Annotated in this window: 22 protein-coding genes, 2 tRNA genes and 1 riboswitch; of the genes, 16 read left to right on the forward strand and 8 right to left on the reverse strand. The window is 72.9% G+C overall.

The window, feature by feature from the left end:
* Positions 1-157 precede the first annotated feature (157 nt).
* The 3 genes from treZ to glgX are packed head-to-tail and all read right to left on the reverse strand — an operon-like array spanning position 158 to position 6,509.
* Positions 158-1,960, reverse strand: a complete 1,803-nt coding sequence (gene treZ / locus ACU4ZT_RS07475; RefSeq protein WP_063072730.1) for a malto-oligosyltrehalose trehalohydrolase — start codon at positions 1,958-1,960, stop codon at positions 158-160.
* Positions 1,961-1,962: 2 nt separating this feature from the next.
* Positions 1,963-4,308, reverse strand: a complete 2,346-nt coding sequence (treY, locus tag ACU4ZT_RS07480; RefSeq protein ID WP_445338566.1) for a malto-oligosyltrehalose synthase — start codon at positions 4,306-4,308, stop codon at positions 1,963-1,965.
* On the reverse strand, positions 4,305-6,509 hold the full coding sequence (gene glgX, locus ACU4ZT_RS07485; protein ID WP_063072732.1) for a glycogen debranching protein GlgX: 2,205 nt from the start codon (positions 6,507-6,509) through the stop codon (positions 4,305-4,307). Before glgX ends, treY begins: the two co-directional genes overlap by 4 nt.
* A 203-nt stretch (positions 6,510-6,712) precedes the next feature.
* Here glgX and ACU4ZT_RS07490 point away from each other — a divergent pair, with 203 nt between their 5' ends.
* The 6 genes from ACU4ZT_RS07490 (at position 6,713) to ACU4ZT_RS07515 (ending at position 11,142) form a co-directional block, all read left to right on the forward strand.
* Positions 6,713-7,045, forward strand: coding sequence for a hypothetical protein (locus ACU4ZT_RS07490; RefSeq protein ID WP_063072733.1), 333 nt, complete (start codon positions 6,713-6,715; stop codon positions 7,043-7,045).
* Positions 7,046-7,171: 126 nt separating this feature from the next.
* Positions 7,172-7,283, forward strand: a riboswitch (TPP riboswitch).
* Between the two features lie 35 nt (positions 7,284-7,318).
* A complete protein-coding gene (locus ACU4ZT_RS07495) occupies positions 7,319-7,972 on the forward strand; it encodes an ECF transporter S component (protein WP_414748012.1) in 654 nt (217 codons plus the stop codon).
* 2 nt (positions 7,973-7,974) lie between these two features.
* Positions 7,975-9,531: an ABC transporter ATP-binding protein gene (locus tag ACU4ZT_RS07500; RefSeq protein ID WP_063072735.1), complete on the forward strand. Its 1,557-nt coding sequence runs from the start codon at positions 7,975-7,977 to the stop codon at positions 9,529-9,531.
* Positions 9,528-10,322 (forward strand): energy-coupling factor transporter transmembrane component T family protein, encoded by a 795-nt coding sequence (locus tag ACU4ZT_RS07505; RefSeq protein WP_081235146.1) that lies wholly within the window; start codon positions 9,528-9,530, stop codon positions 10,320-10,322. Before ACU4ZT_RS07500 ends, ACU4ZT_RS07505 begins: the two co-directional genes overlap by 4 nt.
* Positions 10,312-10,860, forward strand: a complete 549-nt coding sequence (locus tag ACU4ZT_RS07510) for a nucleoside/nucleotide kinase family protein (RefSeq protein WP_063072736.1) — start codon at positions 10,312-10,314, stop codon at positions 10,858-10,860. The genes ACU4ZT_RS07505 and ACU4ZT_RS07510 overlap by 11 nt, the downstream gene beginning before the upstream one ends.
* Positions 10,861-10,869: 9 nt before the next feature.
* The gene (locus ACU4ZT_RS07515) at positions 10,870-11,142 is read left to right on the forward strand and encodes a hypothetical protein (protein ID WP_063072737.1); all 273 of its coding nucleotides are present in this window, start codon (positions 10,870-10,872) and stop codon (positions 11,140-11,142) included.
* A 110-nt stretch (positions 11,143-11,252) separates the two neighbouring features.
* On the opposite strand, the gene ACU4ZT_RS07520 is transcribed toward ACU4ZT_RS07515, so the two are convergent.
* The 3 genes from ACU4ZT_RS07520 to orn all read right to left on the reverse strand — a co-directional run bounded on the left by ACU4ZT_RS07520 (position 11,253) and on the right by orn (position 12,500).
* Complete coding sequence (locus ACU4ZT_RS07520) at positions 11,253-11,603, reverse strand: metallopeptidase family protein (protein ID WP_063072738.1); 351 nt, start codon at positions 11,601-11,603, stop codon at positions 11,253-11,255.
* Positions 11,604-11,759: 156 nt separating this feature from the next.
* Positions 11,760-11,835: transfer RNA gene (locus ACU4ZT_RS07525), tRNA-His, on the reverse strand.
* Between the two features lie 44 nt (positions 11,836-11,879).
* The gene (orn, locus tag ACU4ZT_RS07530) at positions 11,880-12,500 is read right to left on the reverse strand and encodes an oligoribonuclease (RefSeq protein WP_063072739.1); all 621 of its coding nucleotides are present in this window, start codon (positions 12,498-12,500) and stop codon (positions 11,880-11,882) included.
* Positions 12,501-12,556: 56 nt separating this feature from the next.
* Here orn and ACU4ZT_RS07535 point away from each other — a divergent pair, with 56 nt between their 5' ends.
* The 4 genes from ACU4ZT_RS07535 to nadE all read left to right on the forward strand — a co-directional run bounded on the left by ACU4ZT_RS07535 (position 12,557) and on the right by nadE (position 14,065).
* Positions 12,557-12,772, forward strand: a complete 216-nt coding sequence (locus ACU4ZT_RS07535) for an SCO4848 family membrane protein (protein WP_063072740.1) — start codon at positions 12,557-12,559, stop codon at positions 12,770-12,772.
* A gap of 41 nt (positions 12,773-12,813) precedes the next feature.
* Positions 12,814-13,113, forward strand: a complete 300-nt coding sequence (locus ACU4ZT_RS07540) for a thioredoxin family protein (protein ID WP_063072741.1) — start codon at positions 12,814-12,816, stop codon at positions 13,111-13,113.
* Positions 13,114-13,127: 14 nt separating this feature from the next.
* Positions 13,128-13,203, forward strand: a tRNA-Arg gene (locus ACU4ZT_RS07545).
* A gap of 40 nt (positions 13,204-13,243) precedes the next feature.
* Positions 13,244-14,065: an ammonia-dependent NAD(+) synthetase gene (gene nadE, locus ACU4ZT_RS07550; RefSeq protein WP_270980327.1), complete on the forward strand. Its 822-nt coding sequence runs from the start codon at positions 13,244-13,246 to the stop codon at positions 14,063-14,065.
* 73 nt (positions 14,066-14,138) lie between these two features.
* Here the strand turns inward: nadE and ACU4ZT_RS07555 are convergent, their stop codons facing one another.
* Together ACU4ZT_RS07555 and ACU4ZT_RS07560 are read right to left on the reverse strand one after the other, a co-directional pair.
* A complete protein-coding gene (locus tag ACU4ZT_RS07555; RefSeq protein WP_270980326.1) occupies positions 14,139-14,837 on the reverse strand; it encodes a hypothetical protein in 699 nt (232 codons plus the stop codon).
* 87 nt (positions 14,838-14,924) lie between these two features.
* The gene (locus ACU4ZT_RS07560; protein WP_063072744.1) at positions 14,925-15,161 is read right to left on the reverse strand and encodes a hypothetical protein; all 237 of its coding nucleotides are present in this window, start codon (positions 15,159-15,161) and stop codon (positions 14,925-14,927) included.
* Positions 15,162-15,331: 170 nt separating this feature from the next.
* Here ACU4ZT_RS07560 and msrA point away from each other — a divergent pair, with 170 nt between their 5' ends.
* The 6 genes from msrA (at position 15,332) to ettA (ending at position 19,456) form a co-directional block, all read left to right on the forward strand.
* Positions 15,332-15,859, forward strand: a complete 528-nt coding sequence (gene msrA, locus ACU4ZT_RS07565) for a peptide-methionine (S)-S-oxide reductase MsrA (RefSeq protein ID WP_270980325.1) — start codon at positions 15,332-15,334, stop codon at positions 15,857-15,859.
* Positions 15,860-15,965: 106 nt separating this feature from the next.
* Positions 15,966-16,196 carry a hypothetical protein gene (locus tag ACU4ZT_RS07570; protein WP_270980324.1) on the forward strand — a complete coding sequence of 77 codons (231 nt, stop codon included), beginning with the start codon at positions 15,966-15,968 and terminating at the stop codon, positions 16,194-16,196.
* A 121-nt stretch (positions 16,197-16,317) separates the two neighbouring features.
* Positions 16,318-16,671 carry a hypothetical protein gene (locus ACU4ZT_RS07575; RefSeq protein WP_270980323.1) on the forward strand — a complete coding sequence of 118 codons (354 nt, stop codon included), beginning with the start codon at positions 16,318-16,320 and terminating at the stop codon, positions 16,669-16,671.
* The gene (locus tag ACU4ZT_RS07580) at positions 16,668-17,237 is read left to right on the forward strand and encodes a MarR family winged helix-turn-helix transcriptional regulator (protein WP_063072746.1); all 570 of its coding nucleotides are present in this window, start codon (positions 16,668-16,670) and stop codon (positions 17,235-17,237) included. Before ACU4ZT_RS07575 ends, ACU4ZT_RS07580 begins: the two co-directional genes overlap by 4 nt.
* Positions 17,234-17,716 carry a DUF6993 domain-containing protein gene (locus tag ACU4ZT_RS07585; protein ID WP_063072747.1) on the forward strand — a complete coding sequence of 161 codons (483 nt, stop codon included), beginning with the start codon at positions 17,234-17,236 and terminating at the stop codon, positions 17,714-17,716. Before ACU4ZT_RS07580 ends, ACU4ZT_RS07585 begins: the two co-directional genes overlap by 4 nt.
* A 57-nt stretch (positions 17,717-17,773) precedes the next feature.
* Complete coding sequence (gene ettA, locus ACU4ZT_RS07590; protein WP_063072748.1) at positions 17,774-19,456, forward strand: energy-dependent translational throttle protein EttA; 1,683 nt, start codon at positions 17,774-17,776, stop codon at positions 19,454-19,456.
* The last annotated feature ends 2 nt before the right edge of the window (positions 19,457-19,458 follow it).

Consider the following 19,458-nt stretch of genomic DNA (forward strand, 5'->3'; position numbering starts at 1 on the left):
GGGGAGTCCGTTCCGTCGAGGGATGTCGCCGCTGCCGACGCGCGGGAACGACGTCGGCGTGCCCCCCAGCCCGGCCTGTTTCGAACCTAGCACGGGCGCGGGACCGCGCAGGGGGAGGGCCCGGGAGCACGTCGCCGCCCGCCCGGGCCCCGGTCGCTCAGGCGAGCAGCGCCTCCGCGGCGTCCGCCACCGGCCCGAGGATCGCGGCGGTGCGCGCCGGGAGCACGACCTCGTCCGCACCGAGCTCGACGCCCGGGGCGGTCCCGAGCAGCAGCGCGGGACGCTCGCCCACGACGGGCACCCGGCGCTCCTCGTCGGAGAGGTTGACCACGATCGACAGCTCGCCGCGGTCCATCACGAGCAGGCGCGCCTCCTCGTGCACCTCCACCTCGACCTCGGCGAACCGGGGGTCGGTGAGGTCGGGGTGCGCGCGGCGGAGGCGGATCAGCTCGCTGTAGAGCGCGAACAGCCGCGCGTGCTGCGACGCGGCGGCCTCGGCGCCGTACAGCTCCGACCAGTCGAGCTTCGAGTCCTGGAAGGTGGACGGGTCCTGCGGGTTCGGCACGACGGACTCGTCCCAGCCCATCCTCGCGAACTCCTCGATGCGGCCCTTCGCGGTCGCCTCGCCGAGGTCGTGCTCGGGGTGCGAGGTGAAGAACTGCCACGGGGTGGTCGCCCCCCATTCCTCGCCCATGAAGAGCATCGGCGTGAAGGGCGACGTGAGCGTGAGCACGGCCGCCAGCGCGAGCCCGCCCTCGTCGAGCGTCGCCGTCAGGCGGTCGCCGGTCGCCCGGTTGCCGATCTGGTCGTGGTTCTGGTTCGCGACCACGAGGCGGTGCGCGGGGATCCGCTCGAGGTCCAGCGGCCGACCGTGCACGCGGCCGCGGAACGACGACCACGTGCCGTCGTGGAAGAAGCCGCGCGTGATGACCTTGGCGAGCGCCCCGAGCGACGCGAAGTCCTCGTAGTAGCCCGTCGTCTCGCCCGTGAGCGCCACGTGGACGGCGTGGTGGAAGTCGTCGCTCCACTGCGCGTCGAGTCCGTAGCCGTGGGCCTCGCGCGAGGTGATCAGCTTCGGGTCGTTGAGGTCCGACTCGGCGATGAGCGTGAGCGGGCGGCCCACGTGCGCGGAGAGCACGTCCACCTGCACCGCGAGCTCCTCGAGGAGGTGCGTCGCGGTGTGGTCGACGAGCGCGTGCACCGCGTCCAGGCGCAGCGCGTCGACGTGGTAGTCGCCGAGCCACATGAGCGCGTTGTCGATGACGTACTCGCGGACGGGACCGGAGTCCTCCCCGTCGAGGTTGAGGCTGCTGCCCCACGTGTTCGCCGACGCCTCGTGCAGGTACGGGCCGTAGACGGGCAGGTAGTTGCCCGAGGGGCCGAGGTGGTTGTACACGACGTCCTGCACGACGCCGAGGCCGCGCGCGTGGCAGGCGTCGACGAAGCGCTGGTACGCCTCGGGGCCGCCGTAGGTCTCCTGCACCGTGTACCAGAGGACGCCGTCGTAGCCCCAGTTGTGCGTGCCGTTGAAGCCGTTGACCGGCAGCACCTCCACCAGGTCGACGCCGAGCGCGACGAGGTGGTCGAGCCGGTCGATCGCGGAGTCGAGCGTGCCCTCGGGGGTGAAGGTGCCGATGTGCATCTCGTAGACGACGGCGCCGGCGAGCTGGCGGCCGGTCCACGCCTGGTCGGTCCACGCGAACGACGACGGGTCGTACGTGCGCGAGCGCCCGTGGACGCCCTCGGGCTGGCGGCGGGAGCGCGGGTCCGGCAGCGGGGTGTCGGAGTCGTCCACGAGGTAGCCGTAGTCGAGGTCGCCGGAGGGGAGGGCCTCGGCGCGCGCGGCGTCGAGGGTCCACCAGCCGTCGCCCACGGGGGAGAGCGGCAGGCGCTCGTCCCCCACGGACAGCGCGAGGGTGCGGGCCTTCGGGGCCCAGATGTCGAAGCGGTCGTCGGTCATGCTCAGCTCCCGGGGGTGAGGTCGGCGGCGGTGGAGGCGGGCGCGAGGATCGCGACCGGGTAGTCGGCGAGGAGCGCGGCCACGGAGACGCGTCCGCCGTCGAGGCGGCGGCCGCTCACGTGGTCGACGAGCTCGCCCTCGGGCAGCGTGATCGTGGTGGATCCCCATCCGCCGCCGGACTCCAGCCCCACGGGCAGGCGGGTGGCCACGGTGATGGCGCCGCCGCGGTCGAAGGCGATCACGTGCGCCGCGGCGTCGCCCGCCGCGTGCAGGGGGTCGTAGCCCGTGAACAGCTCCGGGTGGTCGCGGCGGAGGCGGAGCGCGCGCGCCGTGACGAGGAGCTTCGCGGCGCCCGTCTCGTCGATCGCGGGCTCGGCGCCCGTGAGCACGGCGTCGAGGGCGGCGCGACGCGTGCCGAAGTCGACCTCGCGGCGGTTGTCGGGATCCACCAGGCTCGTCTCCCACAGCTCGCTGCCCTGGTAGACGTCGGGCATGCCGGGGGCCGTCAGCTGGATGGCCTTGGCGGCCAGGGAGTTCGACCAGCCGGGGCCGGAGAGGCGGTCGTAGAGCCCGGCGACGATGGTGCGGGCGCGCGGGTCGTCGAACGCCGCGTCGACGAGCGCGTGCATGCGCTCCTCGAACGCCTCGTCGGGCGCGGTCCACGTGGTGGAGTCGCCGGCCTCGCGCGACGCCTTCTCGGCGTACGCGTGCAGGCGCTCGCGCGACGCGGGCCAGGTGCCGACGAGCGTCTGCCAGAGCAGGTTCTCGAACGGGCCGTCGCCGGTGGGCGCGACCTCGCGGAGCCGCTCGAGCGCGTCGCGCCACGCCTCGGGCGTCTCGGAGAGCACGTCGATGCGCGCGCGCACGTCCTCACCGCGCTTCGTGTCGTGGGTCGACAGCGTGGTCATCGCGTGCGGCGCGACGCGCTGGCGCTCCTGCTGGCGGGCGTGGAAGTCGTCGACGTCGATCGCGAAGATCGACGGGTCGGCGCCGACCTCGTTGAGGGAGACGAGGCGCGAGTAGCGGTAGAACGCGGTGTCCTCGACGCCCTTCGCCATGACCATGCCGCTCGTCTGCTGGAAGCGCTGCGCGACGAGCGTGGACGGGTCGGACAGCTGCGGCATGAGCGCGTCGATGGTGGCGGCGAGGTCGGGGCGGCTGGCACGCGCGGCCTCGGCGGCCTCCTCGAGGTGCGCGAGCCCGCCCGGGAGGTAGCTGCGGTACACGGGGAAGGTGGCGAGCAGCTCGGCGAGCGCGTCGGCGGCGTCCGCGGGCGCGTCCTCGACGAGGCGCTCGAGGCGGAGCACCTCGCTGCGGAGGATCCCGTCGGCGATGCCGCGCTTGGTGCCGCGGATCATGTCGGCCCAGTCCGTGAGCTCACCCTGGGGCAGGCCGCGGAGGGACGCCTCGAGGTGATCGAGCTCGACCTGGCCGTCGGGGTCGACGAGCACGCGGTCGATCTCGGCGAGCGCGTCGTACCCGGTGGTCCCGGCGGTGGCCCAGTCGGTGGGCAGCGTCTCGCCGGGCTCGAGGATCTTCTCCACGAGCACGTACGCGCCGTTCGTGATCCGCGCCAGGTCGTCGAGGTAGCCCTTCGGGTCGAGCAGGCCGTCCGGGTGGTCGACCCGGAGGCCGTCCGCGAGCCCCTCGCGGAACCAGCGGGAGATCTCGGCGTGCGACTCCTCGAACACGCGCGGCAGCTCGACGCGGATGCCCGCGAGCGTGTTCACCGCGAAGAAGCGGCGGTAGTTGAGCTCGGCGTCGGCGCGACGCCAGTTGATCAGCTCGTACGACTGGCGCTCGTGCACCGTGCGGGCGTCCGCGTCGTCCTCGGCCGTGCCGGGCGCGACGGGGAACCGCTGGTCGTAGTAGCGCAGCTCGACGGTGCCGTCGTCGCCGCGGACCAGCGTCAGCTCGTCGAGCTCGGACTCGCCGTCGCCGAGCACGGGGATCCGCACCTTGCCGCGCCCGAAGTCCCAGTCCACGTCGAAGGCCTCGGCGTAGCGGCTCGCGGTGCCGTGGGTCAGGAGGTCCCACCACCAGAGGCTCTCCACCGGGGTGGCGACGCCGACGTGGTTCGGGACGATGTCCACCAGCACGCCCATCCCCAGCTCGTGGGCGCGGTCGGCGACGGCCTTCAGTCCCGCCGCCCCGCCCCGCGCCGGGTCCACCTGCGCGTGGTCGACCACGTCGTAGCCGTGGTCGGATCCGGGCTCCGCCGTGAGGATCGGGCTGAGGTAGACCCAGTCCGCGCCGAGGTCCTTCACGTACGGCAGCTGCGCCGCGACGGCCGCGAGGTCGAAGGACTCCCGCACCTGGAACCGGTAGGTGGAGATGGGGGTTCTCAACTGATGTCGCTCCTTGGGTCTGCGGCGGGCCGGTCGGCCTGCGCGTGGGTGAGGACCGCGAGGCTCGCCGCGACCGAGTGGTCGGGCTCCACCTCGGGCTCCGTGTAGGCGCGCAGCACCACGAGTGCCTTGGCCGCCACGTCCACGACGCTACTCGCGCGGAGCGCCGTCGAGTCGGCTCCGACGCCCGCGGTGTCGATCACGGTCTCCCACGCGTCCGCGTACTCGTCCGACGGGAGGGTGAACGACACCGGCTCGTCGTGGGCGTTGAAGTAGAGGAGGAAGTGCGTGTCGTAGATGTCCTCGCCGCGGCGGTCGCGCCCGCGGATCCCGTTGCCGTTGAGGAACATGCCGATCGCCCGGAGGCCGGACTCCCAGTCGTCGTCCACCATGGGTGTCGCGTCGGCGTCGAGCCAGACGATGTCGGGCAGCGGTTCGCCCTCGCCGCGGCGCACGGGCCGGCCGTCGAAGAAGCGGCCGCGCCGGAAGGTCGGGTGCTCCTTGCGCAGGCGCACCACCGAGGCGGTGAACTCCGCCAGCGGCTGGTCCGCCTGGTCCCAGTGCACCCAGCTGATCTCGTTGTCCTGCGCGTACGTGTTGTTGTTGCCCTGCTGGGTGCGGCCGAGCTCGTCGCCGTGCAGGATCATCGGCACGCCCTGCGACAGGATCATCGTCGCGAGCATGTTGCGCTGCTGCCGGCCGCGGAGCGTGAGCACCGCCGGGTCGTCCGTCGGCCCCTCCACGCCCATGTTCCAGGAGCGGTTGTGGCTCTCGCCGTCCTTGTTGTCCTCGCCGTTCGCCTCGTTGTGCTTCTCGTTGTAGGAGACGAGGTCGGCGATGGTGAAGCCGTCGTGCGCGGTGATGAAGTTGATCGACGCCACCGGGCGACGGCCCGAGTGCTCGTAGAGGTCGGCGGATCCGGTGATCCGGGCCGCGAACTCGCCGAGCGACGACGCCTCGCCGCGCCAGAAGTCGCGCACGGTGTCGCGGTACTTGCCGTTCCACTCGGTCCACTGCGGCGGGAAGTTGCCCACCTGGTAGCCGCCGGGGCCCACGTCCCACGGCTCGGCGATGAGCTTGACCTGCGACACCACCGGGTCCTGCTGCACGAGCTCGAAGAAGGTGGCGAGCTTGTCGACGTCGTAGAACTCGCGGGCGAGCGCGGAGGCGAGGTCGAAGCGGAAGCCGTCGACGTGCATCTCGGTGACCCAGTAGCGCAGCGAGTCCATGATCAGCTGGAGCGAGTGCGGGTGGCGCACGTTGAGCGAGTTGCCCGTGCCCGTGTAGTCCATGTAGTAGGTGGGGTCGTCCTCCATGAGCCGGTAGTAGGCCTGGTTGTCGATCCCCTTGAACGAGAGCGTCGGGCCGAGGTGGTTGCCCTCCGCCGTGTGGTTGTAGACCACGTCGAGGATGACCTCGATGCCGGCCGCGTGCAGCGCCCGCACCATGGACTTGAACTCCTGCACCTGCTGGCCGAGCTCGCCCGTGGACGAGTACGCGTTGTGCGGCGCGAAGAAGCCGATGGTGTTGTAGCCCCAGTAGTTGCGGAGGCCCTTCTCGAGCAGGGTGTTGTCCTGCACGAACTGGTGCACGGGCATCAGCTCGATGGCGGTGACGCCGAGGTGCTGCAGGTGGTCGATGACGGCGGGGTGCGCGATGCCCGCGTACGTGCCGCGCAGCTCCTCGGGGATCCGCGGGTGCAGCTGCGTGAGGCCCTTCACGTGCGCCTCGTAGACGACGGACTCGCTGTAGGGCGTGCGGGGGAGGCGGTCGCCGTCCCAGTCGAAGAAGGGGTTCACGACGACGCCGAGCATCATGTGCGGGCCCGAGTCCTCGTCGTTGCGGCTGGCCGGGTCGCCGAAGTCGTAGGCGAAGAGGGACGGGTGCCAGTCGAACTCGCCGCACGTGGCCTTGGCGTAGGGGTCCAGCAGCAGCTTCGCGGGGTTCGAGCGGTGCCCGTTCTCGGGCTCGTAGGGACCGGTCACCCGGTAGCCGTAGCGCTGGCCCGGCTGCACGTGCGGGAGGTAGCAGTGCCAGACGTGGGCGTCGACCTCGGTGACGTCGACGCGGGTCTCGGTGCCGTCCTCCTCGATGAGGCACAGCTGCACCTGCTCGGCCACCTCGCTGAACAGCGCGAAGTTCGTGCCGCTCCCGTCGAAGGTCGCGCCGAGCGGATAGGGGTTTCCGGGCCAGGTGTGCAAGTGGTCCTCCAGTTGGGTCGACTCGTCCCACGACGGCGCGCGCGCGGGCGCGGATCCGTCGGGGGCGGGGCAGGCGGTGGATCCGCAGCTGCCGCAGCGGCGGGGGAGGCCGGATGCGACGCGACGACGCACCAGGGGCGAGGTTACCGCGAGGACCGGGATCGCCCGGCATCCGGCGGGGCTCGCGGGGTACGGTGGGACGCATGACCAACCTCGTCGCACAGCTCGCAGAGAACGTGAAGAACGCCGGAGTGGGGACGGTCTACGGCGACCCCCTCGACATCGACGGCTCGACCATCGTGCCCGTGGCATTCGCCTGGTACGGCTTCGGCGGGGGCAGCGACCTCCCCGACTCCGAGGGCAACGTCGCGGGCGGCGGCGGGGGCGGCGGCGCCACCTGGCCCATCGGCGCGTACATCGCCACCGACGGCGAGGTGCGCTTCCAGCCGAACGTCATCGCGCTGCTCGCGGTGGCCACGCCCGTCATCTGGATCTCGGGCAAGGTCCTCGTCAAGCTCATCAAGACGCTCAGGTAGCGACGGGCGCCCGGCCGGCGCGCACGACCACCGCGGAGCGCGGGTGCCCTCGGGCGCCCGCGCTCCCGTGCGTCCGGGGTGCCCGCGCATCCCGGGCGCGGCGGACGCCCGACCGCGCGCTAGGATCGCCTCGAACACGGGAGTCCGGTGAGCCGGGCTGAGAGGAAGACACCCAGTCTTCGACCGTAAGAACCTGATCTGGATCATGCCAGCGCAGGGAGGCTTCCATCTCGCACCCGTGCCCTCTTCACACTCATCCGAAGGGCACGTCCAATGACCGCATCACCCTCGTCCACCGCATCCGCGCTCCCCGGCGACGCCGGCTCCCGCGCACCCCGCTCGGGGCTCCGCGCCCGCTGGCGCGTCATCGACATCGTCGTGGCCAGCGTCCTCGGCGTCGCCTCCGGCCTCGTCTTCGTCCTCTGGAACACGGCGTCGGTGCCCGTCGCCGGCCTGTTCGAGCCGCTGCTGCCCGGGCTCCAGGCCCTCGCCGGAGGCGGCTGGCTGTTCGCCGGCGTCCTCACCGGCATCGTGATCCGCAAGCCCGGCGCCGCCCTGTACGGCGAGCTGCTGGCGGCCTTCGTCTCCATGCTCGTCGGCAACGTGTGGGGCGTGAGCACGCTGCTCTCCGGCCTGACGCAGGGCCTCGGCGCCGAGCTCGTGCTCCTCGTCTTCCTCTACGCCAACTGGCGCGCCTACGTCGCCGTCCTCGCGGGCATGGGGGCGGGCCTCGGCATGGCCGTGACCGACCTCATCACCTACTACCCGGGCTCCTCGCCGGTCTTCGTCGTCGTCTACACGATCGCGGCGCTCGTGTCCGGTGCGGTGATCGCCGGCCTGCTGTCGTGGCTGGTCGCCCGGGCGCTCGCCCGCACCGGCGCGCTGTCGCGGTTCGCCTCGGGTCGCGACACCGCGGCCCGGGTCTGAGCGTGCGGCGACCCGGCCGGCGCGGCTCGACGGCCGCCCCTGTCGCCGACCGGTCGCCCGCGGACGCCGCGTCGCGGTCGGGCGGCGGCGGTGCGGCCGTCAAGGCCGTCGGATGGGGTTGGCGCCACGCCGGCCGGAGCGCCTGGGCCGTCCGCGACGTCGATCTCGTCATCGAGCCGGGGGAGCGCGTGCTGCTCCTCGGCGCATCCGGCGCGGGAAAGACCACGCTGCTGCATGCGCTCGCGGGCGTCCTCGGGGGCGACGACGAGGGCGAGAGCCGGGGCGAGCTGCGCGTCGACGGCGTGGATCCGGCCGGCCAGCGTGGTCGTGCCGGCCTCGTGCTGCAGGACCCGGACGCGCAGGTGATCCTCTCCCGCGTCGGCGACGACGTCGCGTTCGGCTGCGAGAACCTGGGCGTCCCGCGGGACGAGATCTGGATCCGCGTCCGCGACGCCCTCGACGCCGTCGGCCTCGACGTCGAGCTCGACCGGTCGACGACCGCGCTCTCGGGCGGCCAGAAGCAGCGGCTCGCGCTCGCGGGCGTCCTCGCGATGCGGCCCGGCCTCCTGCTCCTCGACGAGCCCACGGCCAACCTCGATCCCGAGGGCGTCGGCGAGGTGCGCCGCGCGGTGGAGCGCGTGGTCGCGTCCACGGGCACGACGCTCGTGGTCATCGAGCACCGCGTCGCCGTCTGGCGGGACCTGGTCGACCGGGTGGTCGTCCTCGGGGCGGACGGCGGGATCCTCGCCGACGGCGCGCCCGACGACGTGCTCCGCGACCAGGGCGCCTCCCTCGCGGCGGCCGGCGTGTGGGTCCCCGGTCGGGAGCCGGCGGCGCCCGACCGCGCCCCGGCGGCGCCCTCCCCGCTGCTCCGGGCCGATGGCCTCGCGGTGGGGCGACGGCGTGGTGTCGCCGTGGCGGAGGATGTCTCGCTGACCCTGTCCGCGGGACGCGTCGCGGCGCTCACGGGACCCAACGGCGGCGGCAAGAGCACGCTCGCGCTCACGCTCGGCGGGCTCCTGCCCGCCGTCTCCGGCCGGGTGGTCGCCGAGGGCCCGCTCGCGGACGGCCTCGACGCGGATCCGTCCGCCTGGCGCTCGCGCGAGCTCGCCGCCCGCATCGGCACCGTCTTCCAGGACCCGGAGCACCAGTTCCTCGCGGCGACCGTCCGCGCAGAGCTGAAGGTGGGGCCCCGCGCCGTCGGCGCCGACCCGGCGACGTCCGCGCGACGCGTCGACGAGCTCCTCGTGCGCCTCCGGCTCGACGGCCTCGCCCAGGCCAACCCCTTCACGCTGTCCGGGGGCGAGAAGCGCCGGCTGTCCGTGGCCACCGCGCTCGCGACGGCCCCGCGCCTCCTCGTCCTCGACGAGCCGACCTTCGGCCAGGACGCCCGCACCTGGGCGGAGCTCGTCGCGCTGCTCGCCGACCTCGTCGACCGCGAGGGCGTCGGCGTGCTCGCCGTGACGCACGACGAGGACCTCGTGGAGGCGCTCGCGGACGACGTGCTCCGCCTGGCTCCCGCCGCCGCGGCACCCGCGCGGCTCCGGGTGGTCCGGTGAGCGCCGCGATCCGCGAGCCAGCGCCCGCCGCGCGTGCGACCGGCCTCGCCGCCGTGAACCCGGTCGCCCGGCTCGCCGCCGCGCTCGTCCTGACCCTCGCGCTCGTCCTCAGCCTCGACGTGGTGTCCGCCGGTGCCGCGCTCGCGCTCGAGCTGCTGCTGCTCCCGCTCACCGGGATCCGCGTCCGGTCCCTCCTCGTCCGGGGCATCCCGATCTGGATCGCGGCCCCGGGCGCGGGCCTCACGATCCTGCTCTACGGGCGCACCTCGGGAGACGTCTACGCGCAGTTCCTCCTCGTGGTGGTGAGCGAGGGTTCCGTGCTGCTGGCCCTCGCGACGACGCTCCGCGTGCTCGCGGTCGGCATCGCGTCGCTCATCCTCTTCTCGGACGTGGACCCGACCGACCTCGCCGACGGCCTCGCGCAGGTGTGGCGCCTCCCGTCGCGGTTCGTCCTGGGTGCCCTCGCGGGCGTCCGCCTGGTCGGGCTGCTGCTCGACGACTGGCGCTCGCTCGAGCTCGCCCGGCGGGCCCGCGGGGTCGCCGACCGGGGCCGCGTGCGTCGGTTCGCGGGGCAGGCGTTCGCGCTGCTGGTCCTCTCCATCCGCCGCGGCAGCAAGCTCGCGACCGCGATGGAGGCGCGCGGCTTCGGCGGACCGGGCGCCCGGACCTGGGCGCGCCCCAGCGTCGTCGGTCGGCGCGAGCACCTGGTGGTCGTGGTGGCCGTGCTCGTCGCCGCGGTGTCCGTCGGCGCGGCCGTCGCGGCCGGGACGTGGGACTTCGTTGCCGCCTGACGCGGGGGAGCGGCGCCCCGCGCTGGTCCTCGTCGACGGCCCGAGCGGATCCGGCAAGTCGACGCTCGCCGACGCCCTCGTCCGCGACGGCGATCCGGCCGCGCAGCTCCCGCCGGGCGCGCAGCTGCTCCGCCTCGACGACGTCTACCCGGGCTGGGACGGTCTCGAGCGGGCGTCACGGCACCTCGAGCGGCACGTCCTGCCGGAGATGCGGCCGGGCGGGCGCCCCCGGTGGCGCCGCTGGGACTGGGCGGCCGACGCGCCCGCCGAGTGGCACGACCTCGACCCCGACCGGCCGCTCGTGGTCGAGGGCTGCGGATCTCTCACGCGGATCGCGGCGGCGCTGGCTACGCACCGCATCTGGGTCGAGGCCGACGACGACGTCCGACGGGCCCGCGCCATCGCGCGCGACGGCGAGGCATTCGCCGCCGAGTGGGAGCGCTGGGACGCCCAGTGGCGCGACCACATCGCCCGGGAGGGTCCGCGCGCCCTGGCCGACGTCGTCGTCCGGACGGACGCCGCCGTGACGCCCGGGTAGCCTGAGGCCATGACCGATTCCGCACCCACCGACGTCCGCTACCTCGCCGTCTTCGCCGACGGCCCCCTCGAAGGCACCACCGAGACGCGCGTGCTCGTGGACGGCGGGCACGACGAGACCATCAGCACCCTGTCCGCCGTCGAGGGCAAGGAGGCCCTCTTCCAGTACCGCGCCGGTGAGGTGACCGAGGTCGCGGGTGAGAAGCGCGTGACGTACTCGTTCGTGGCCGACGGCAGCGACGACGTCCTCGGCGAGGGCGACGACGAGTCCCTCGAGCTCTGATCCGGACCTCGGCCGGCGCCTGAGCGCCGATCCCGACGGCCCCGGCCCGCGCGATGCGGCCGGGGCCGTCGCGCGTCCGGCGTCAGGCGTCAGAGGTCCGGCGTCCGGCGTCAGGCCCAGCCCAGCTCGTGCAGGCGGTCGTCGTCGATGCCGTGGAAGTGGGCGATCTCGTGCACGAGCGTCACGTGCACCAGGTCGCGGAGGTCCTCGAGATCGTCCACCTCGTGCAGGTGGGGCTCCCGGTACACGACGATCCGATCCGGCATCTCGCCGAACCCGTACTGCCCGCGCTCGGTCATCGCGACGCCGTCGTAGAGCCCGAGCAGGCCGAGGGACCCGTCCTCGGGCCGGTCTTCCACCACGAACACGACGTTGTCGAGGCCGTCGACCATCTCGTCCGGCAGGGCGTCGAGCTCGTCGACCACCAGTCGCTCGAAGTCCTCGGGGTCGCAGTGCAGCACGGTGCCAGCCTCGCACGCCGCGGGCCGCGGCTGGACCGCACGGGGACGGCGGAAGGGCCGAGGACGAGGACGGCCGGGACGGCGGAAGGGCCCAGACGAGGGAAGGGCCCAGACGACGAAAGGGCCGGGACCCTCTCGGATCCCGGCCCTTCCCGGTGGGGTGGACGACGGGGCTCGAACCCGCGACTTCCGGCTCCACAAGCCAGCGCTCTGCCAACTGAGCTACGCCCACCATGCGGCCGATCCCGCTCTCGCGGACGGCCATGAATGAGGATACTACAGCCGCGGAGCCCACGCGGACGTCACGTCCGCGGAGATGGCCTGCACGTCCTCGGTCGCCGGTCCCGGCGCCGGCACGAAGGCGGCGCGGCGGTAGTACTCGAGCTCGCGGATGGACTCGAGGATGTCCGCGAGGGCGCGGTGCCCGCCGTTCTTGGCGGGGGAGTTGAAATAGATCCGGGGGAACCACTCCTTGGCGAGCACCTTGATGGAGGAGACGTCGACGCTGCGGTAGTGCAGGTGCGCGTCCACGCGCGGCATGTACTTGGCGAGGAACGCGCGGTCGGTGCCGATCGTGTTGCCCGCGATGGGCGCCTTGCCGCCGTTGGGGACGTGCTGCAGGAGGTACTCGAGCACCGCGAACTCGGCGTCGGCGAGGCTGACTCCCGCAGGGATCTCCTCGAGGAGCCCCGAGGAGCGGTGCATGTCGGTGACGAACTCGCCCATGTTCGCCAGGGCTGCGGGATCCGGGTTGATGACGATGCTGAAGCCCGCGTCGACGGGGACGAGGTCGAAGTCGGTGACGACGACCGCGACCTCCACCAGCTCGTCGATCGCGAGGTCGAGCCCCGTCATCTCGCAGTCGATCCACACCAGCCGGTCCGCGTTGTTGCCCATCCCCCGATCCTATCGGCGGCCCCGGACGGACCATCGTCGCCGCCTACCATGGGGGAGTGATCACCCTCCTCGCCGTCCTCCTCCTCGTCAACGGCATCTGGAACGTCGTCGTCTGGCCGCAGTTCCTGAAGCGCGTCGCCAAGGACCCGCGCGCTCGCGCCGCCGACGGGTCGCGCACGCCCTTCTACACGGTGCACCTCGTGCTGGTGTCGGTGTCGCTCCTCCTCGCGGCCCTCTCGATCGCGGCCGCCGTCGTCGCGTTCCTGTCCTGACCTCCGCCGAGGACACGGGCGCGTCCGTCGTCCGCGTCGTGATGTACTCCTCGCTGTTCTGCGTGCCGTGCCAGGCCACCCGCCGCGTCCTCACCGAGGTGCATCGGCTGCTGCCCTGGCTCCCGGTCGAGGAGCTCGACGTCGCGGCGCACCCCGACCGCGCGGAGGAGGAGCGGATCCGCTCGACCCCGACCATCCTCGTCTTCGCCGGCGCCCGGCAGGTCCTGCGCGCCGAGGGCGTGCCGACCGCGCCGCAGGTGCTGCAGGCGGTGGCGCGGGCGCTGGACGACGGAGCCGCCTCGACGCCGGGCAGCGGCCCCGGAGCGGCGGGACCCGCGTAGTACCCTCGTCACGACCCCCTGTAGCTCAATGGATAGAGCATCGGCCTTCTAATCCGACGGTTGCGCGTTCGAGTCGCGCCGGGGGGACCAGCGCTGTCGCGGCCCGCCGGATCACCGTAGATTTGGGCGCATGCGCGACATCCAGTCACAGATCATCGACGCCCTCGAGGTGCGTCCCACCATCGATCCCGCCGACGAGGTCCGGAAGCGCGTCGACTTCCTCAAGGCCTACCTGCGGTCGACCGGCGCGGAGGGCTTCGTCCTCGGCGTCAGCGGCGGCCAGGACTCCTCCCTCGCGGGTCGGCTCGCCCAGCTGGCCGTCGAGGAGCTGGCGGCCGAGGGCGTGCGCGCCGACTTCGTCGCCGTGCGGCTGCCCTACGGCGTCCAGGCCGACGAGGAGGACGCGCAGCTCGCGCTGCGGTTCATCCAGCCGAAGGCGAGCGTCGTCTTCGACATCAAGCGCGCGGTGGACGGCTTCGAGGCGGAGTACGCCGACGCGGCGGGCCACCGGATGCTCGACTTCACCAAGGGCAACGTCAAGGCGCGCTCGCGCATGGTCGCCCAGTACGCCCTCGCCGGGCAGGCGCGCCTCCTCGTCGTCGGCACGGACCACGCGGCCGAGGCGGTCACGGGCTTCTTCACCAAGTACGGCGACGGCGGTGCCGACGTCCTGCCCCTCACCGGCCTGACCAAGCGCCAGGGCCGCGCCCTGCTCGAGCACCTGGGCGCGCCCGAGCGGCTCTATCTGAAGGCCCCCACCGCGGATCTCCTCGACGACACGCCCGGGCAGACGGACGAGGCGAACCTGGGCCTCACCTACGCCGACATCGACGACTTCCTCGAGGGCCACGACGTCGACGTCGAGGTCGCCGACGCGATCGAGGCGCGGTACGTGAGCACGGAGCACAAGCGCCGCGTCCCCGCGACCATGTTCGACGACTGGTGGAGGTGATCGCCGCGCCATCCCGGACATGACGACGCCCCGCACCTCGAGGGGATGCGGGGCGTCGTCGCACGGGGCCGGGTCAGCGGCGCTCGGCCTCCGCGGCGCGGGAGTTGGCGGCGGCCGACGACGGCACCGGAGGGCTGTACTGCTCGTCCGGGGACTCGACGCGACGCTCCGCGACGGTCCGGTCGTCGACTCCGGGGCGCCAGGGTTCCGGAACGGGGGCGGCGGCCGGGGCGGCCTCCGACGCGCGGGCGGCGGGCGCCTTCGTGGCGGGGGAGTCGTCCTCGAACTGCCAGCGCGCGATGTCGCCCTGGAAGATCTTGCGGGCCCGACCCGGGTGGTGCTGCCACTCGACGATGCGGTCGCGGAACTCGGCGAGCTGCGTGTCGAACTGGAACCCGAAGCTGCCGCTGCCGCGCTTGAACTCGGTGATCTCGTGCGCCGCCCACGTGGCCGCCGTCGCGGCGCCCTTGACCGGCATGAGGCGGATGCGGATGTCGGCCTCGCCGGCGGCGCGATCGGCGAGCACGCGCTCCTGCGGGGTGAGGCCGTCCCAGACGGAGGCCTGGCGCGCCGCGTCGACGAGCGCGCCGATGGCGGCCGCCTTCACCTCGCGGTCGTGGCGCGTGAGGATCCGCTGCGTGGCCCCGCGCGCGATGACCGCGGCGAGGACGCCGGCCACCACGATGGCCACGAAGGGGACGACGACGCCGGAGAGGAGCTGAGTGCCCCGCTCGGACGCGAGGGCATCGAGGAGATCATTCCACCACTGCATGCGGTGACCGTACCCCGGGCTCCGGCTGCGACCGGGGAGGCGGGGCGGGCGCGTCGCCGCGTCGCGGGGCGCCGTCCGCGGCGCGACTCAGAACCGGAGGCAGTCGACCGCGTCCTGCAGAGCCCAGAAGTCGCCGAGGGGGACGAACCCCTGCGCGTCCCGTCGGAGGCGCTTGGCGCGGAAGCGCTCGCCCTGCGGCTCGTGCATGCGCTCGACGTAGCCGAGCACGGCGCCGTCCGGCCGGGTGACGCGCAGCAGCCCGTCGTGCAGCTCGCGCACCTGGGCCGCCGAGCGCGCCAGGGGGGTGTAGGTGATGCTGGGCATGGTGTCCTCCGTCCGCGTGCCGCCGGCCCGGCGGTGTCTCGATGTCCCCGAAGCTACGGGGGACCACCGACATCGCGACCGGCAGGAATGGGCGGCGCCCGGTGACGGTTCCCTCCCATGTCGCCCCGCGCGGACCTCGTGCGCGACGACGGGAAGTAGGTTCATCTCTCATGCAGACATTCATCCTCGCCGGCGGCTGCTTCTGGTGCCTCGATGCGGTCTACCGCACGCTCGACGGCGTCCAGGACGTCATCTCCGGCTACATCGGCGGTCACACCGCCCATCCCTCCTACGACGCCGTGTGCACGGGCGCCACCGGGCACGCCGAGGCGGTGAAGGTGGTCTTCGACGAGGAGGTCATCCCCGCGGACGTCATCCTCGACGTGTTCTTCACGCTGCACGACCCGCGCCAGCTCAACCGCCAGGGCGCCGACGTCGGCACCCAGTACCGCTCGGCCATGTTCCCCGCGGACGCCGAGCAGGAGCGCCTGTTCCGCGACGCGATCTCCCGGGCCGGCGAGCTGTGGGACGGCACGGCCGTCACGACCATCGAGCCGGTCGGCACCTGGTACGACGCGGAGGACTACCACCAGGACTTCTTCGCGAAGAACCCGGGCCAGGGCTACTGCAACGCGGTCGCCGTGCCCAAGGTCAACAAGGTGCGGAAGTCGTTCGCGCAGTACGTGCGCGCCGCCTGATCCGTTCTCCCTTGACGCCCCGCGGCCTGTACGGCCGCGGGGCGTCGGCGTACCATCGGCACGTCCGGGCGACACCGCCCGGGGAGGAGAGGCGACGACGATGTCGATGACCACCAGCACGACCACGAACACGACCCGGCTGCCGCGCACCGCCGGCAAGACCTGGGTGGCCTTCGGGGCCACGGGGGCGCTCGCCTCCATCCACTCCCACGACGACGGCTACGAGGTGCGGCCGCTGCACCGCGGTGTCGTCGCCGGCACGTACCCGTTGCTGGAGATCGCGAAGTCCGCGCTCCGGGCGGGTCAGGACGGCGACGTGGACTTCTCCGAACACTGAGCCTCGGCTCCTCCCCAGCGCGCACGGCGGCGCGCGACCTCCCGTCCGGGCGCGTGCCGGATCTCGAGGCGCGCGGTCGGGCATCGTGCAGGCGCGGCACGGTGCCGCCGGAGGGAGCGGCATGCGCGACGGAGGGACGGTGCCCGACGCCGGAGACGACGGGAGCCCGCAGGTCGCCCTGCGCGGACGGATCCGCGGGCGCGTCCGCGGCATCACGACTGTCGACGGCTGGGAGCTGGCCGCCCTCCACGTCGGCGGCGTCCTCGCGACGTGCACGGGCACGGGAGCGGCGGACATCCTCTCCGCGCTCCAGGCGGGCGACGAGGTGGTCGTCCGGGGCCGGCTGCGCCCGCGCCGCGGGGGACGTCCGGAGGGCGACTCCGTGGAGCTCGAGGCGGCCCTGGTCGCCGTCCGGAGGCCGCCCGGGACGCACCCGATGGCGCCCCGGCCGCGGCGGCCTAGGATCGCATCATGAGCGGATCCCCCCGGTGGCTCGAGCCGGATCAGCAGCGCGCCTGGCGGACCGTCATCGTCGCGCTGAACCACGTCAGCGAGCGCATCGAACGGCAGCTGGTCCGGGATGCCGCGATGCCCCACGCCTACTTCATGATCCTCGTGCGGCTGTCCGAGGTCGAGGGCAACGCGCTGCCGATGAGCGTCCTCGCGCGCGCCCTGCAGGCCTCGGCGAGCCGCACCTCGCATGCCGTGACGCGCCTCGAGCAGCTCGGCTGGGTGCGCCGCGTCCCCTCGCCGCGCGATGGCCGGAGCCTCCTCGCCGAGCTCACGGACGAGGGGCGCAGCACGCTGGCGTCCGCCGCTCCCGGGCACGCCGAGGAGGTGCTCCGCACGGTGTTCGATCCGCTGAGCGCCGAGCAGACCGCGCAGCTCGAGGCGATCGCCCGCGATATCCTCACGAGCATGACCGCTTCCTCCCCCTTCGACGACCGGGGGAGCGCCGGCGGCGACGACCTGGCCATCCCGCCGGCCCCCGGCGCACGCGACTCGGGTGCCACCGCCCGCGCGGACGAGCCCGCCGCATGAGGGGCCGCTTCGCCGCCGTGGCCGCTCCCGCGCTCCTCGCCGCGCTCGTCCTGGGCGGCTGCACGCAGACGCCGACTCCGACGCAGCCGACGGTGCCGGCGTCCGCCCCGCCCGCGACGCCCGACGACGCGGCGTCCGCCGCCCCCACCGCGGCGACCGTCGATCTGGCGGGGACGGCCGACGCCAACCTGCCCGTGTTCGAGGCCACGGCGGGCGCGGTCGTCTCCGCGGATCCGAACGCCAAGGGCCGCGCCATGGTCGACGCGCTCGTCGGTGTCGGGTTCCCGAAGGACAAGATGGAGGTCACGGCGGACGCCACGCCGCTGGGCAACTCCGTCGACTCGATCCTCGTGGCCGTGCGGATGGGCGACGGCTGCCTCATCGGCCAGCGCGCGCAGGACGGCTTCTCCGCGCACGTCGAGCCCGCCCTGTCCTCCGGCCGCTGCCTCGTGGGGCAGACCCGCGCGATCGACTGGTGACCGACGGTCGGCACGCGGCGGCGTCCGGCCGCCCGCGGCACTGAATAGACTCGCCCCATGGCTGAATACATCTACTCGATGGTCCGCGCCCGGAAGTCGGTCGGCGACAAGCTGATCCTCGACGACGTCACGATGTCGTTCATCCCGGGCGCCAAGATCGGCGTCGTCGGACCGAACGGCGCGGGCAAGTCCACGATCCTCAAGATCATGGCGGGCCTCGACACCCCGAGCAACGGCGAGGCCAAGCTGTCGCCCGGCTACTCGGTCGGCATCCTCATGCAGGAGCCCGAGCTCGACGAGTCGAAGACCGTCCTCGAGAACGTCCAGGAGGGCGTCGGCCCGCTCAAGGCGCAGGTCGACCGCTACAACGAGATCGCCGCGGCCATGGCCGAGCCCGACGCCGACTTCGACACGCTCCTCGCCGAGATGGGCACGCTGCAGGAGGCCATCGACGCCGCCGACGGCTGGGAGCTCGACTCGCAGCTCGAGCAGGCGATGGACGCGCTCCGCACCCCGCCGGGCGATGCCTCTGTCGCGAACCTCTCCGGTGGCGAGAAGCGCCGCGTGGCGCTCTGCAAGCTGCTGCTCCAGAAGCCCGACCTCCTGCTCCTCGACGAGCCCACCAACCACCTCGACGCCGAGAGCGTGCTCTGGCTCGAGCAGCACCTCTCCAAGTACCCGGGCGCCGTCCTCGCCGTGACCCACGACCGGTACTTCCTCGACCACGTGGCCGAGTGGATCGCCGAGGTCGACCGCGGCCGCCTCTACCCCTACGAGGGCAACTACTCGACGTACCTCGAGAAGAAGCAGGAGCGCCTCAGCGTCCAGGGCAAGAAGGACGCGAAGCTCTCCAAGCGCCTCGCCGAGGAGCTCGACTGGGTCCGCAGCAACGCGAAGGGCCGCCAGGCGAAGTCCAAGGCGCGCCTCGCCCGCTACGAGGAGATGGTGACGGAGGCGGAGCGCACGAGGAAGCTGGACTTCGAGGAGATCCAGATCCCCGTCGGCCCGCGCCTCGGCTCGCAGGTCATCGACGCGAACAAGCTGCACAAGCAGTTCGGGGAGCGCGTCCTCATCGACGACCTCTCGTTCACGCTGCCGCGCAACGGCATCGTCGGCGTCATCGGCCCGAACGGCGTCGGCAAGACCACGCTGTTCAAGACGATCGTGGGATTCGAGCCACTCGACTCCGGTGAGCTCAAGGTCGGCGACACGGTCGACATCTCCTACGTCGACCAGAGCCGCGGCGGCATCGACCCCGAGAAGTCGCTCTTCGAGGTCGTCTCGGACGGGCAGGACTACATCCAGGTCGGCAAGCAGGAGGTGCCGGCGCGCGCCTACGTCTCCACCTTCGGGTTCAAGGGGCCGGACCAGCAGAAGAAGGCCGGCATCCTCTCCGGTGGCGAGCGCAACCGCCTGAACCTCGCGCTCACGCTCAAGCAGGGCGGCAACCTCCTGCTGCTCGACGAGCCCACCAACGACCTGGACGTCGAGACGCTCGGCAGCCTCGAGAACGCGCTCCTCGAGTTCCCCGGCTGCGCCGTGGTCATCACCCACGACCGGTGGTTCCTCGACCGGATCGCGACGCACATCCTGTCGTACGAGGGCACGGAGGATGACCCGGCGAACTGGTACTGGTTCGAGGGCAACTTCGAGTCGTACGAGCAGAACAAGATCGAGCGCCTCGGCGCGGACGCCGCGAAGCCCCACCGCTCGGCGTACCGCAAGCTGACGCGCGACTGATC

The sequence above is a fragment of the Clavibacter davisi genome (genome assembly GCF_052751415.1).